At 53.7% G+C, this 13,627-nt stretch carries 11 protein-coding genes; 6 read left to right on the top strand and 5 right to left on the bottom strand.

Annotated elements, in window-relative coordinates:
* Positions 1-38: 38 nt before the first annotated feature.
* Complete coding sequence (gene sstT / locus IR195_RS15230; protein ID WP_206047989.1) at positions 39-1,274, bottom strand: serine/threonine transporter SstT; 1,236 nt, start codon at positions 1,272-1,274, stop codon at positions 39-41.
* 247 nt (positions 1,275-1,521) lie between these two features.
* Between sstT and IR195_RS15225 the strand changes: the two genes are divergently transcribed.
* Positions 1,522-1,851 carry a hypothetical protein gene (locus IR195_RS15225; RefSeq protein WP_125750640.1) on the top strand — a complete coding sequence of 110 codons (330 nt, stop codon included), beginning with the start codon at positions 1,522-1,524 and terminating at the stop codon, positions 1,849-1,851.
* Between the two features lie 145 nt (positions 1,852-1,996).
* Here IR195_RS15225 and IR195_RS15220 read toward each other — a convergent pair whose 3' ends face one another.
* On the bottom strand, positions 1,997-2,617 hold the full coding sequence (locus IR195_RS15220) for a CDP-alcohol phosphatidyltransferase family protein (RefSeq protein ID WP_125750637.1): 621 nt from the start codon (positions 2,615-2,617) through the stop codon (positions 1,997-1,999).
* Between the two features lie 270 nt (positions 2,618-2,887).
* Between IR195_RS15220 and IR195_RS15215 the strand changes: the two genes are divergently transcribed.
* The 5 genes from IR195_RS15215 (at position 2,888) to IR195_RS15195 (ending at position 10,256) form a co-directional block, all read left to right on the top strand.
* On the top strand, positions 2,888-4,528 hold the full coding sequence (locus IR195_RS15215; protein ID WP_125753734.1) for an SLC13 family permease: 1,641 nt from the start codon (positions 2,888-2,890) through the stop codon (positions 4,526-4,528).
* 144 nt (positions 4,529-4,672) lie between these two features.
* Positions 4,673-5,821: an exonuclease SbcCD subunit D gene (locus tag IR195_RS15210; protein ID WP_206047988.1), complete on the top strand. Its 1,149-nt coding sequence runs from the start codon at positions 4,673-4,675 to the stop codon at positions 5,819-5,821.
* The gene (locus IR195_RS15205; RefSeq protein ID WP_206047987.1) at positions 5,818-8,883 is read left to right on the top strand and encodes an AAA family ATPase; all 3,066 of its coding nucleotides are present in this window, start codon (positions 5,818-5,820) and stop codon (positions 8,881-8,883) included. Before IR195_RS15210 ends, IR195_RS15205 begins: the two co-directional genes overlap by 4 nt.
* 120 nt (positions 8,884-9,003) lie before the next feature.
* A complete protein-coding gene (locus IR195_RS15200) occupies positions 9,004-9,777 on the top strand; it encodes a tellurite resistance TerB family protein (protein ID WP_206047986.1) in 774 nt (257 codons plus the stop codon).
* On the top strand, positions 9,777-10,256 hold the full coding sequence (locus IR195_RS15195; RefSeq protein WP_206047985.1) for a phosphatidylglycerophosphatase A family protein: 480 nt from the start codon (positions 9,777-9,779) through the stop codon (positions 10,254-10,256). Before IR195_RS15200 ends, IR195_RS15195 begins: the two co-directional genes overlap by 1 nt.
* A gap of 98 nt (positions 10,257-10,354) precedes the next feature.
* On the opposite strand, the gene IR195_RS15190 is transcribed toward IR195_RS15195, so the two are convergent.
* The 3 genes from IR195_RS15190 to IR195_RS15180 form a co-directional block, all read right to left on the bottom strand.
* A complete protein-coding gene (locus tag IR195_RS15190; protein WP_206047984.1) occupies positions 10,355-11,737 on the bottom strand; it encodes an NAD-dependent succinate-semialdehyde dehydrogenase in 1,383 nt (460 codons plus the stop codon).
* A 199-nt stretch (positions 11,738-11,936) separates the two neighbouring features.
* The gene (msrA, locus tag IR195_RS15185) at positions 11,937-12,572 is read right to left on the bottom strand and encodes a peptide-methionine (S)-S-oxide reductase MsrA (protein WP_206047983.1); all 636 of its coding nucleotides are present in this window, start codon (positions 12,570-12,572) and stop codon (positions 11,937-11,939) included.
* 89 nt (positions 12,573-12,661) lie between these two features.
* A complete protein-coding gene (locus tag IR195_RS15180; protein WP_125750615.1) occupies positions 12,662-13,564 on the bottom strand; it encodes a LysR family transcriptional regulator in 903 nt (300 codons plus the stop codon).
* Between the last annotated feature and the right edge of the window lie 63 nt (positions 13,565-13,627).

Raw genomic sequence — 13,627 nt, 5'->3', positions numbered from 1 at the left:
TTCTATATAAGGAACAGCGAGAAGTCAACCAAATTGCGTTATAACCTGTGGTCAGAACCGGAGGGTTGACGGGCTCGGCAGGCGGCAGCAGTGAATAGCACATCCGTTGAGGAATTCAGCGCAGTTTCGGTCGCGTCTTGTACCACGCTGATGACAAAGCCAATTGCTACTGCTTGCATGGCGACTTCTGTGGGAATGCCAAATAGGTTGGCGGCCATCGGAATGAGCATCAGCGAGCCACCGGCTACGCCTGAAACACCGCAGGCAGCCAGTGCAGACACCACACACAGTAGTAGGGCAGTGGGGAAGTCAACGGTAATGCCTAGCGTATGGGTGGTCGCCAAGGTAATCACCGTTATGGTGATTGCTGCACCACACATGTTGATCGTCGCACCAAGCGGAATTGAAATAGCGTAGGTATCGGCATCCAGCTTTAGACGGCGACACAGCTCTAAATTTACGGGAATATTTGCCGCTGAGCTGCGGGTAAAGAAGGCGGTAATGGCACTGCCGCGCAGGCAGGTAAACACCAGTGGGTAAGGGTTCTGACGGGTAGTGAGATAAACGAGCAGCGGATTGCTAACAAGAGCAACAAACAGCATACAGCCTACGATGACCCCTAGCAGTTGAGCGTAGTTGAGCAATGCCTCTACCCCTGACTCTGCCAAGGTTCCCGCGACTAAGCCAAAGATGCCAATCGGCGCTAAGCGAATTACCAGCGTGACAATGCGGGTGACAGCAGTAGATAAATCGTTTAACGCTTGGCGGGTGGTGTCGCTGGCTTGGCGTAGCATTAAGCCAAGGCCAATGGCCCATGCCAGGATAGCGATAAAGTTCGCTTCCATCAGCGCACTTACCGGGTTAGCCACCGCATTTAATAACAGATCCCTTAAAACGCTAAAAATATCCCCAGGTGGATTGCCGTCAATTTGCCCCGCATTCAATGCAAGTTCGGTAGGGAATAGAAAGCTTGCCGCCACTGCAATTAGCGCAGCGACTAATGTGCCTACCACATACAGTATGAGCACGGGGCGAATGTGAGTGGGTTGGCCTTTCTTGTGTGCAGCGATGGCAGCGGTAACCAGCACAAAGACTAAAATAGGAGCCACTGCTTGCAGCGCGGCAATAAATAGCTGACCAAGCAGTGCCACATTGCCTGCAATGTCCGGTGTGAAAAGGGCGATAAATATCCCGGCAACAATGCCAATTAAAATCTGCGGGATAAGGCCCAGCCGGAAAAGTGGCTGAAACACGGTGTAGATGGTGGCGATCATTGCGCGACTCTCAGGTAGTAGAAGGGGAAACGTTGTGGCGATAGGCCGTGAACGTGCCTGAAAGGGACAGCATTCTACCAGCTGTGAGTATCTCGCGGGCAGTGGCAGGAAAAACTTGGCTAAGGCTCTCAATTAGATAAGTAACTGACGATATAATGTGCTGATCGCTATGTTTTGATCTTGGCGATACTAGGTTGCAATCTATCGCTTCTCTTAAAAGAAAGAGAAAAGAACAGGGAACTTATCAATGCGCATTAAAGTGTTATTCGCTGCACTGCTGGTACTGTGTAGCTCTTCGCTTGCAATGGCTGCCGACTACCATATCGATATCACTAATCGTACGGGCTATATCTTGTATTACATGTATATAAGCCCCGTCGACTCAAAAAGCTGGGAAGAGGATGTGCTCGGTAATGACGTCTTGATGGATGGTGATACTCAACGGGTGGCGATCACGGGGTATGACAGTCCCTACTTCGATATTCGTTTAGTCGATGAAGACGACGACAGTTACACCTTCTGGAAGGTAGATGTATCTACCCGGGATCTTGTGGTTACGCTAGATGATTTAGACTGATAAGAAATTCTAAACGGTTTGCCTCCCTTAACAGCAACTCGGCTGATGAATCTTCGGCATAGAGGCAAGCCGTTTATATAGCCATTGGTTAGCTAGTGGCGTGATAAGAACGAGATTGGCTTTTAATCGCATAGAGATAGAATTATCACCTTGGCCACGACCGCAATGTCCAATAGCCTCCCCATAGCCGCGTGGCAGTCGTGATTAGGCAAGCGACTGCGAATAGGCCCGCTAACCATGGAAAATAGTCAGGAAATAGGCAAAAGAGTACTAACGCGATCACGGTCTCTGTGCCTTCGGTTAATCCCTCTAAATAGTAAAATGCCTTTTGTGGAAAGTTTGGCCGTTCAACATTGCGTGCTTTCGCCGCAATAGCAAAGGCTAAAAACGATGTCCCTGTGCCGATAAATGCGAATAGCAATACCGCTGCTGCCAGCGCATTTTGCCCAGGGTTAGCCAGCGCGAATCCCAGTACTACCGCAGCATAAAAGACAAAATCTAACCCGATATCAATGAACCCACCCGCATCGCTTTGCTGGCCGCTTAGCCGGGCAAGTGCACCATCAAGCCCATCACCGAGGCGGTTCAATAAAATCGCCATCAGTGCCAAAACATAATATTCAAAGGCTAATAGCGGTAGCGCGCTGATACCCACTAAAAAAGCCACTAAGGTAACTTGGTCAGGGGTAATCTGCTGGTTGTTGAGATGCCGAGCCATACTGGCAAGTGGTCGATGGGTCAGCGGCATAGTAAAACGGTCGAGCATGTGAGTACCACCCTGGAAAAAGACTCAAACCTAGCGGGATAAAAGTGCCGTGTCACATCAGGGTAAGGAGCGCTAACAGCTACAACTAAAGTTGTTAGACTTTGGTTGTAGTTTTCGTCAATTCGCTGGACTAATACCTGGCTGCAGTGAATAAAGGGCACCAAAAAGCCAGCTAGGCTGTTTTAAATACGCCATAGGAGGAGCTGAGAGAAGCTCCCTTTCGATCACCTGACTGCGAACGGTACTTTGATAATGCGCAGAACTGCCACTATGACACTCTGGGAGTCGCTTTGGCACTCCCATGACCAAGCCAAAAACCTACTTATGTGTGCGTTGCCAGCCGCCGGCGCTGGACGCTCATCCTCTGCTAAGTCAGGTGAGCAACAACATTCGGGTAGCAAACCGCCAAAGCCACCTGCCTATACGACTGCTCAAAAGGTTGGGCTAGTGCTAGGACCGATGCTGTTTGCCTTCGTGCTGCTGTTTTTTCATCCGGCGGAGCTAAGCTTAGAAGGCCGCATGGTACTTGCCACTACGCTTTGGGTGGCCGTGTGGTGGATTACCGAAGCCATCCCTATTCCTGTCACGTCACTTTTGCCCATTGTATTGCTGCCGATCACCGGCGCCCTTGAGAGTAGTGCGGTTACGGCAGCATACGGCAACCCTATTATCTTCCTTTTCCTCGGCGGTTTTATGATTGCTCTGGCGATGGAAAAGTGGGATCTGCATAAGCGTATTGCCCTCACCATTATTTCGGTATTGGGCACCAGCATTAACAGTATTGTGTTCGGCTTTATGGCGGCCACTGGCTTTTTGTCGATGTGGGTATCCAACACTGCGTCGGTCATGATGATGCTGCCTATTGGCACCGCGATTGTCTATCAGGTAACCCAGGAGCTTAATAAGAGCGAGGGTGATCATAGCGAAGACATCGATAAATTCAGTAAAGCGCTAATTTTTGGCGTTGGTTACGGCGGCACTATCGGCGGTTTGGGTACTCTGATTGGTACACCTCCCAATATCATTCTGGCAGCGATTGTGAATGAGCTGTTTGGCGTTGAGATTACCTTTGCCAGTTGGATGATGTTTGCTTTCCCGGTCGTTGTGGTGCTGCTGTTTATTGGTTGGCTAATGCTGACACGCTTTATTTACCCGATTAACTTCAGCAACCTTCCGGGTGGCAAAGCGCTCATTGCTAAAGAAAAGGCCGCGCTGGGTAAGATCACCTTCGAAGAGAAAGCCGTGCTGGTCGTTTTTCTGTTAGCGGCGTTTTTCTGGATTACCCGTTCTTTCCTGTGGCAAGGCCAAATACTCACCATCCCAGGTATTAACGACACGATGATCGCCATTGTGGCGGCGATTGCGCTGTTCTTAATTCCCTCGCCAAGCAAAGGCGGTTGCCTGCTAGGGTGGGATATTGCCAAAGACGTGCCTTGGGGCATTTTGCTGCTATTTGGCGGCGGCTTGGCAATTGCGGCTGGTTTTGGTTCTTCTGGTTTAGCTGCCTGGATTGGTGGCCAGATGAGCGTGCTGGAAGGCGTTAACTTCTTGCTAGTGATCTTGTTAGCCGCTGGAATGGTGTTGTTCTTGACCGAGATTACCTCCAATACAGCAACGGCTACGATGATTCTTCCGGTGCTTGCCTCGTTGGCGCTGGCGTTGGATATCCATCCGTTCGTGCTAATGGTACCTGCTGCCATGGCAGCTAACTGCGCCTTTATGCTACCGGTGGGTACACCTCCCAACGCGATTATTTTTGCGACCGGAAAAATCAAAATTATCGAAATGGTACGCAATGGATTCTGGCTGAATATTTTCGCGCTACTGCTAATCGTCGCAGCGGTTTATTTCTTATTGCCCCTCATGTGGGGTATTGACTTAACCACTTATCCGGACGCGTTCCGCGACTAACCGCCAGTCACTACTGTTGCTTAAGCCCCGCCATGTGCGGGGCTTTTTGTAGAGAGCTTTGGTAGCAAGCTTTTTGTGCTGCGTGACGGACAGTTTGGAAGGCAGGTTGCTATGATGGGGTATATTTTTTGCGTTGAGCCTGCCATGCGACTACTTCATACCGCCGATTGGCATTTAGGGCGGCTGTTTCACAACCTCTCTCTGCTGGAAGACCAGCGCCATGTGCTGAACCAGCTCCTGGATATTATTGACCGCGATGCGGTGGATGCTGTGCTGGTTGCAGGCGATATCTACGACCGTTCGGTGCCGCCATCCGCTGCCGTCACCCTGTTAGATGAGGTGCTTGGTGAGCTGTGTGAAAAGCGTGGCCTACCGGTGATTATGATTTCCGGCAACCACGATGGCGCTGAGCGACTCGGGTTTGGGGCACGCCACCTGCGCCAAGCAGGGCTGCATATTTTGTCTGATCTATCTGCCTGCGATCACCCAGTGACACTGTCGGTTAATGGGGAAGAGGTGGATGTGTTCGGTATTCCCTACGCTGACCCGGAGTATGTGCGCAGCCAGTTTTCGGTGGATGTCCGCGATTTCGACAGCGCCCACCGTTTCTTAGTCGACCGTATCAACGCCCAGCGCCAAGCGGGCCGACCTACTGTGCTTATGAGCCACTGCTTTGTAGATGGCGGCAGCGCCAGTGATTCAGAGCGACCGTTAACCTTGGGAGGCGCGGAAAGCGTCGCTTGGGAGCCGATGCAGTCGTTTGACTATGTCGCCTTAGGCCACCTTCATGGACCGCAATATCGCGGTGGTGAGCATATTCGCTACAGCGGCTCGTTGCTTAAATACAGCTTTTCAGAGGCTAACCAGCGCAAAGGCGTCACGCTGGTGGATATTGGCCCCGAGGGTGTGAGCCAGATCGAACACCGCCCGCTGACGCCGCGCCGAGAGGTACGTGTGCTGGAAGGCGAACTGGCCGAGCTGCTAGCGCAAGGCAAAACCGATACCCAAGCCGATGACTATCTACTCGTTCGTTTGACCGACCGCCACGCGATTCTTGATCCCATGGGCAAGCTACGCGAGGTCTACCCCAACGTGTTGCATTTAGAAAAGCCCGGCATGCTGGAAGCCCAAGGGCGTCAGCAGTTAGATCGCGAACGGCTGCAGTTCAGCGCGTTGGATATGTTTAGTGATTTCTTTAGCCAAACCAGCGGGGGCACCATGAGTGATGAGCAGGCCAGCGCCATGCGCGAACTCATCACCACCCTAAGCCGTGAGCAGGAGAGCCAGTCATGACGCCGTTAACGCTCACCATGCAGGCGTTTGGCCCCTTTGCAGGCAGCGAAACGATCGACTTTACTGCGCTGGGCAGAAGCCCGCTGTTTCTGATTAACGGCCCCACGGGCGCAGGGAAAAGCTCGATATTAGATGCCATCTGTTTTGCGCTTTACGGCCAGACCACTGGTAATGACCGCGATGCTGGCCAAATGCGCTGCGACCAAGCTACTGCTACCTTGTTGACCGAGGTGAGCTTGGATTTTCGCCTGCGCGATGGGACTTACCGAGTGCGCCGGGTGCCCCAGCAGGAGCGCCCCAAGGCCACTGGCGAAGGCACTACCACACAAAGTGCAGAAGCCCAACTGTGGCGGCTTACCCCGGAAGGCGATGAGGATGAATGTTTGGTGGCGCGTAAGGTCACCGATGCCAACAGTCAACTGCACGCCTTAATAGGTCTGGATGCTAATCAATTCCGCCAAGTCATGGTGCTGCCCCAGGGGAAGTTTCGTGAACTGTTGTTAGCGGAATCGAAAGATCGCGAGAAAATTTTTTCGCAGCTATTTCAAACCCAGATTTTTCAGCGTATTGAAGAGCGCCTGCGTACCCAGGCGAATCAAATAGAGCGAGCGGTGAATGATCATCGCCAGCATATCAGCGGCATTTTGGCCGGGGGCGAGCTGGAAAGCGAAGCGGCATTGGCGCAAGAAGTAGAGGCGCTAACCCCGCAAGTAGGTCAAGCCCGTCAGCGTTTTGAAATCGCTCAGCAACAGCGCCGTAGTGCTGAACAGCGACGAGATGCCGCCCAAGCGTTACAGCGCCAATTTGAAGCGCGGGACAGCCTCGCCGCAGAGAAAGCACGCCACCTTGAACAGCAGGCGCAAATAACGGCCTTTCAGAGCCGCTTGACCCAAAGCGACCACGCTCAAGCGCTGCGACCCTATAGGGCTGCGTTAGTCCAAGCGCAGCAGGAGCTCACGACCGCTCAAGAAGAGCAGCGGCAAGCCGATGCCGCGCTGACTACCCAGCGTACGAATACTGAACAAGCCAAGCGTACCTTTGAAGCGACACGCCAGCGCCAGACTGAACTACCTGCACTGCGCGAGCGCCATCGTCAGTTGGGCGAGTTTATCCACAAAAGCCAGCAGTTAAGTGAGCTTGAAGCGCGCTGGCAAGCGGCACAAACCGCTTGGCAGCAAGCCGATGGCATACTTAAGCGTGATGAAGCTCAGTTAGACGGTATTCGCCAGCAAGGTGAATCGCTAAGCGTTACGCTTGAGCAGCTGCAAACGGAAAGTCAGCAGTTGGCCAGCGCCCCTGCAGAGCTGAGCCGTCATGAGAGCCTGCTAGTTCAGCGACAGGAGTTGGAGGCGCTGATGCGGCAAGGGCGTGAACTTGTCGCTCAACAGCAGCAGGCAGCGGCGGCACTTCAAGGTCGGCGCAGCGAAGCAGAACAGGCTAAGCGCCACGCAACCGAGCAAGAGATGCGCTGGCACCAAGGGCAAGCCGCACTGTTAGCGCTCACCCTGGAAGCGGAAGCGCCTTGCCCGGTGTGTGGCAGCCTTGAACACCCATCCCCAGCGGTTCAGCATGCTGATATTGTTACCCAGGCGCAGGTAGAAGAAGCCCGCTCAGCCCAGGAACAGGCTCGCCAGGCCTTACAAACCGCTGAGCGTCAGGAGCAGCAGTTAGCACAACAGCTTAGCTATAACGCTGAGCAGGCGCAGCGCCTTAGTCGCCAGCTAGGCGACTGGGCCAGCCAATCGCCAGTTGAACTGCAACAGGCTTGCGAACAATTGCGCCGCCAAGTCGCGCGTCGGCAACAGGTCGAGAGTGAGATTAACCGGCAAAGCGCTGCCCGTGACGAGCTACGTAGCGGCTGGGGCACGCTGGACAAACAGCTCAAAGCCCAGCGGCCTGTGGTTGAAAAGGCCAAAGAGGAGGCGTTACGGCTAGCGAGCCAGCGCGATCAATTAAGCCAATCACTGCCAGAAGATGCCCGCAACCCGTTGGCCATGCGCCAAGCGCTCACTGAACTTGATAACCAAATTGCTGAGCTTGAACAGGCCTGGGAGCGAGCACAACAGCTGCTTTCGACGAGCCAAACCCAGCAGGCGCGGGCAGAAGAGCAGCTGCGCAGTGCAAACCAACAGCTGGCGCGAAAACAGCAAGCGCTTGAGCAGGCCCAGGCTGGGTGGCAATCGGCGCTACAAGCCAGTTCATTTGACTGCGAAGCTGCTTTTCAGGCGGCTCAGCTAGAGGATAGCCAGCGGCAAGATCTGGCTCGCCAAGTAGAGGCCTATCAACGCCGTTTGGCTGAACTGGACGGCGCGCTACACAATTACCACGCCCAGCTGGCCGAAAAAACGCCGCCAGATCTCGCCGCACTCACCGCGCTTACCGAAGCCGCCCAGGCGGAGGAGCATACTCAACTCGATGCATGGCGGGCGCTAGATGGGCGGCTAAATACGCTGCAGGGTGTTCACCAGAAACTTACCACCGCCCGTGCGGCCCAGGCCAAGCTTGAAGCCCAGTATCGGGTGTGGGGGACATTAAGCGAAGTGGCGAACGGGCGCACCGGTAATCGCATTAGCTTGCAGCGATTTGTACTGGGTGTGCTGCTGGACGACGTACTGATTCAGGCGTCTGAACGGCTGGTGCGTATGAGCCGCGGGCGCTACCAATTAGTGCGACGCGAAGACCCATCCAAGGGCAATAAAGCCTCGGGATTGGAGTTGGATGTGGCCGATACCTACACCGGTAAGAGCCGTTCGGTAGCGACGCTTTCCGGCGGCGAGTCGTTTATGGCGGCTTTGGCGCTGGCGCTAGGGCTTTCTGACGTGGTGCAGGCCTACGCAGGCGGGATTCAGTTGGATACGCTATTTATTGATGAGGGCTTTGGTAGCCTTGATCAGGATGCATTAGACCAAGCGATTGCGATGCTCAGTGAGTTACAAATGGGCGGGCGAATGATCGGCATTATCTCTCATGTCAGCGAACTCAAAGAGCAAATGCCTGTCCGTGTTGAAGTGCGTGCCAGCCGATTTGGTAGCTCGGTGGAGGTGAAGGGCGCGCTTCTTTAATGCCTAGGGTGGCGTTAATTCATGCTGCGTTCATACAGCATGTTTTATAACGGAAGCGAAGCGTCTAGCGAGCCCTAGAGATACTATCCACTTAGATACTATCCACGTAGGAGTACAAGGATGAACGCAAGCAAGATTTTACAACAGTTGATGAAGCAGGCCAGCGGTAGCAGAAGTAGTGGAAACAGTAGTGGAAACAGCGGAAGCGGTATCGATGTTAAAGGCGTTATTGATGGGCTATCGCGCCAGCTAGGCGGTGGTAGCAGTAGCGCAGGCCAGGGCTCGCGGCAAGGGGGTGGCTCTAGCGGCTTTGATATTAAGAGCCTGTTAGGTGGTAGCGCAATGGGCATGCTCATTGGCTCTAAGCGTGGTCGTAGTATGGGCGGTAAAGCGCTCAAGTACGGCGCAATTGCTGGTGTGGGCATGCTGGCCTGGAAAGCATGGCAAAGCTCCCAGGAAGGGAAAAATGCGGCTAGCTCGTCCAGTGCTGGTCAAAATGCATCCGAGGGCGAACGGGTAGAAGTGCTTAGCGGTGAGTATCAAGAGCGGCGCAGCCTTGAGCTGTTGCAAGCAATGATTATGGCCGCCAGGGCCGATGGCCATATTGATGAGCAAGAGCAGGCACTCATCACAGAGCAGATCGATGCGCTAGGTGCCGATCAGGAGATGCACCGCTGGGTCGAGCAGCAGCTCAATGCTCCGCTGGATGCTCAGACACTCGCCCGTGAAGCTGACTCTCCCCAGGCTGCCCGCGAGATGTATCTGATCAGCGTTGCGGTGACCGATGATCAAAATCCCATGGAGCGCGCTTGGTTGGATCAATTGGCAAGTGCGCTGAATCTCTCGCCCGACATGGCTGCCGAGCTTGAGCGCCAGGCGCAGCAGGCAGGTTAATGCTGGATACATTTAATTTTTGGCTAGCCACTGGCTTTGGGCTGGGGCTAGCGCCAGTCGCGCCGGGTACGGTTGGTTCGCTGCTGGGCATTCCCTTAGCATGGTGGTTGTTAAGCCGACCGCTGGTGCAGCAGGGCGTTATCATCGCTGTTCTGCTGACACTTGCAGTGCCGATTTGTCACGTCGCTGCGTGGCACTACGCAGGGTTAGATCATGGCAGCATTGTTGCCGATGAGTACTTGGCGTTCCCGCTAGCGGTTATTGGGCTGCAAGCAGCACGCCATCCACTGGTGATGGCGTTGGCATTCGTTATTTATCGCTTCTTTGATTCGCTGAAGCCGCCGCCAATTCATTTGGCAGAGTATGTGCAGGGTGGCTTTGGTATTGTGTTAGACGATGTTATTGCGGCGTTAGTGACGTGGCTAGTGATGGCCCTGATAGTGAAGTTTTGGCAGCGCCGAACCGCAGAGCAACATTAAAACCGCTAATAATACGAGTAACGAAAAAAGCGCCGCTAGCCTGTTGAAAGCTAGCGGCGCGTTCGTTTTATGGCCTATGGTTCTGAGCGTTTACCGCCTCACTCTTTAACAACAATGACCGACTTTGCGTTAACGAACTCAAGCATGCCAAAACCGCCATGCTCACGCCCATAGCCCGAGTCTTTAACGCCACCAAACGGCATTTCCGGGGTGGCAACGCCAAAGCCATTGATAAACACCATGCCAGTGTCGAAGTACTTGCTGGCAAGCTCAGTGGCACGCTGCACGTCTTTAGAGATGATGCCACCACCGAGGCCATAACGGCTGTCGTTGGCAATGCGCATGGCGTCTTCGTCGTCTTTAGCGCGAATCAGCGCCGCGACTGGTCCGAATAGCTCGTCATCGTAGGCGGGCTGGCCGGGCGTTACGTTCTCCAGCACGGTCACTGGGTAAAACGCGCCTTTGCCAGATGGTTTTTCGCCGCCGCAGAGGATTTTTGCGCCTTTACGCACACTCTGTTCCACCTGCTCGTGGAGAGCATCGCGAAGGTCAACTCGCGCCATGGGGCCTAAGTGGGTGTCATCTGCCCTGGGGTCGCCTACTTTCAGCGCCTTCATTTTTTCCACAAAACGCGCTTTGAACGCTTCATAGTTAGCGTCGGTCACTACGAAGCGTTTTGCAGCCACGCAGGTCTGTCCGGTATTAAACACACGCCCAGTGACGCAGGTTTTGACGGCAACATCGAGATCGGCATCATCCAGTACCAAATAGGCATCGTTTGAGCCTAACTCCAGTACGGTTTTTTTCAGGTGTTCGGCGGCTTTTGCCGCTACTTTACGTCCTGCGCCATCACTACCCGTAAGCGTGACGCCACGAACCGCTTGGTGTGCAATCACCTCATCAGATACATCGTGAGAGATAATGATCGTGCGGAAAACGTTTTCCGGTAGGCCAGCCTCACGGTAAATTTTTTCGAGCAGTAGGCCACTGCCAGTGACATTCTCAGCATGTTTTAGTAGCACGCTATTACCCGCCATAATGTTGGCGATGGAGTAACGCACTACTTGATAAGCAGGGAAGTTCCACGGCTGTATGCCATAGATAACGCCCATAGGAGAGTAAGTAACAATGCCACGCTCGCCGTTGCTGGGGTTGCGCTGTTCGTCAGCTAATATAGTGGGGCCATGTTTCGCGGTGTAATCACATATACCCGCGCAAAGCTCGACTTCCTGGCGGGCTTGGCTGGGTAGCTTGCCCATTTCATTCACCATCAGTTCGGCAAGCTCTTCTTTATTGGCGTTAAGCGCTTCGCCAATGGCTTTGACTACCTTAGCGCGCTGCTCAAGTGGTTTAAGTCGCCAATCAAGAAACGCTTCATGGCTAGCCTCGACAATCTGCTTGGCTTGGCTGGCATCCATTAGCGCATAAGTCTCAAGCGTTTCGCCGGTGGCTGGGTTGACGGTGGTGATGCTGTTGCTCATAAGATCTCCTATCTTTTGATCAACGGGGCGTTAAACAATCGACCAGCTATTAGCCGACTGGTCTATTAATGTTGATTCTCCACTCTAGTAGAAAAACGCCGGTTTGCCCAAATTGATTGTTAGCGTCTTAACTACAGCGCTCCCTCTAGGGCAGTCGTCGGTAAAAAATGTTCCGTTAAACTTGCGCGTTAAGGGTAGGCTACTCAAATATTGGCCCACCGGCCTCTTCGCCCCATACCTCTTCCAGGCGATTGTCCCGACCACAGCTCAAGCGATAGAACCGATAGCGTAGTGGATTCTTTTGATAGTAATCCTGGTGGTACTCTTCAGCTTCCCAAAACTCGCTGGCGGGAGTTATTTCAGTCGCTATAGCCTGGCCAAAGCGCGCTTCCATGTCAGCCTTCGACGCTTCTGCTAGTTTCCGCTGTTCTTCACTATGGTAAAAAATGGCTGAGCGGTACTGGTCGCCGCTGTCGCAAAACTGGCGGTCTACGGCGAAAGGATCAATATTGCGCCAGAAAATCTCTAGCAACTGCTCGTAGCTGATTTGGCTGTCATCATAGCTGATTTGCACTACTTCGACGTGGCCAGTGCCGCCGCGAGAAATTTGTTCGTAGCTAGGGTTTTCAAGCTCGCCGCCCATATAACCAGAAGTAGTGGCGCTGACGCCGGGCTGCTTATCGTAGGGAGGTTCCATGCACCAAAAACAGCCGCCAGCAAACGTAGCTTCCGCATTAGACTGAGCATGTAGTGGCGTGCTGGCGAGACCTGCGGCAGCTATGACACACAGCGTTAAGGGCTGAGATAAGGGGCGAAAAAGCTGGAATCGAATCATGGTAAGCACTCCAGTAGACGTAGTGAGTTATCGCTCGCTGTAGAGTCAATTAGTGGCAACGGTGGCGACTACCTTACATAACCTATTCGCTACCCCAGCCGGTAAGGCCATACTGTGTCTAACGTATCCAAGGCTGCTTTGAGCGCCGGTTCCGCAGCGCGTTCTTTGCGCCATATCATGCTAAGTGCGCAGGGCAGGCGTACATTTTCGGCTACAGCCAAACCGCTTTCCTGGCGTTCGGCCATTGCCAGCGCATCCCTTGCTAAGCTTAGACCGACTCCCGCACGGACTAAATCCAGCATACAAGCTTCTTGGTCTACTTGGGCAACCCTATTCGGCGTGGCGCCACTTGGGGTTAGGACGCGATCTAGCAGTCGGTGGTGCGCTGAGACTGGGGGAGTGACTATCCAGGGAAGCTTTGCTAGAGCTTCCCAGCGAGTATCTAACAGTTTGGTTTCCCAGCCTGCTGGAGCGATGACGTGGTAGTGGAAGTGGGTCAGCTCACGCCAAGCAAGGAGGTCGCTTCCTGAACCCTCACCGGGAGGAGCGAGAAAAAAGCCTACATCCAGTTCGCCTTGCTCCACCCTCGTTAATACGTTGCCACTCATTCCGTGATGCAACTCGGTTTCCAGTTGAGGGGCGCGGGCCATCAATCGGCTGAGAAATTTGCCCAGGCGAATAAATTCCGGATCAACAATCGTGCCGATTTTTAGTTTTCCACGCAGGGTGCTGTGCAATGCGCTAGCGCGTTGCTCAAAGGCCAGGGCGCTGGCCAGGGCATTTTCTGCGGCGGGTAATAACGCATAGCCATCGGCAGTGAGCGTTAACCCCTGAGGGCGACGGGTGAATAGGGTTAACCCTAAGTGCTGCTGAAGCTGCTTCAACTTTAGACTGACGGCGGGTTGAGTCAGGCAGAGCTGGTCAGCTGCCCGTGAAACGCTTCCGGTACGTGCGACGGCTACAAATGCCCGTAGCGCAGAGTTTTCTTGCATAAGCGAGCACCTGTTGTCGTTGTGTTATTTGAAAAGCTTATATCCAGGTTAAAAAATACTCAA

The sequence above is a fragment of the Vreelandella venusta genome, assembly GCF_015689495.1.
Classification (GTDB): Bacteria; Pseudomonadota; Gammaproteobacteria; order Pseudomonadales; family Halomonadaceae; genus Vreelandella; species Vreelandella venusta.
Note: the sequence above shows the minus strand (reverse complement) of the source record. Positions and strands in the feature narration are given on the sequence as shown.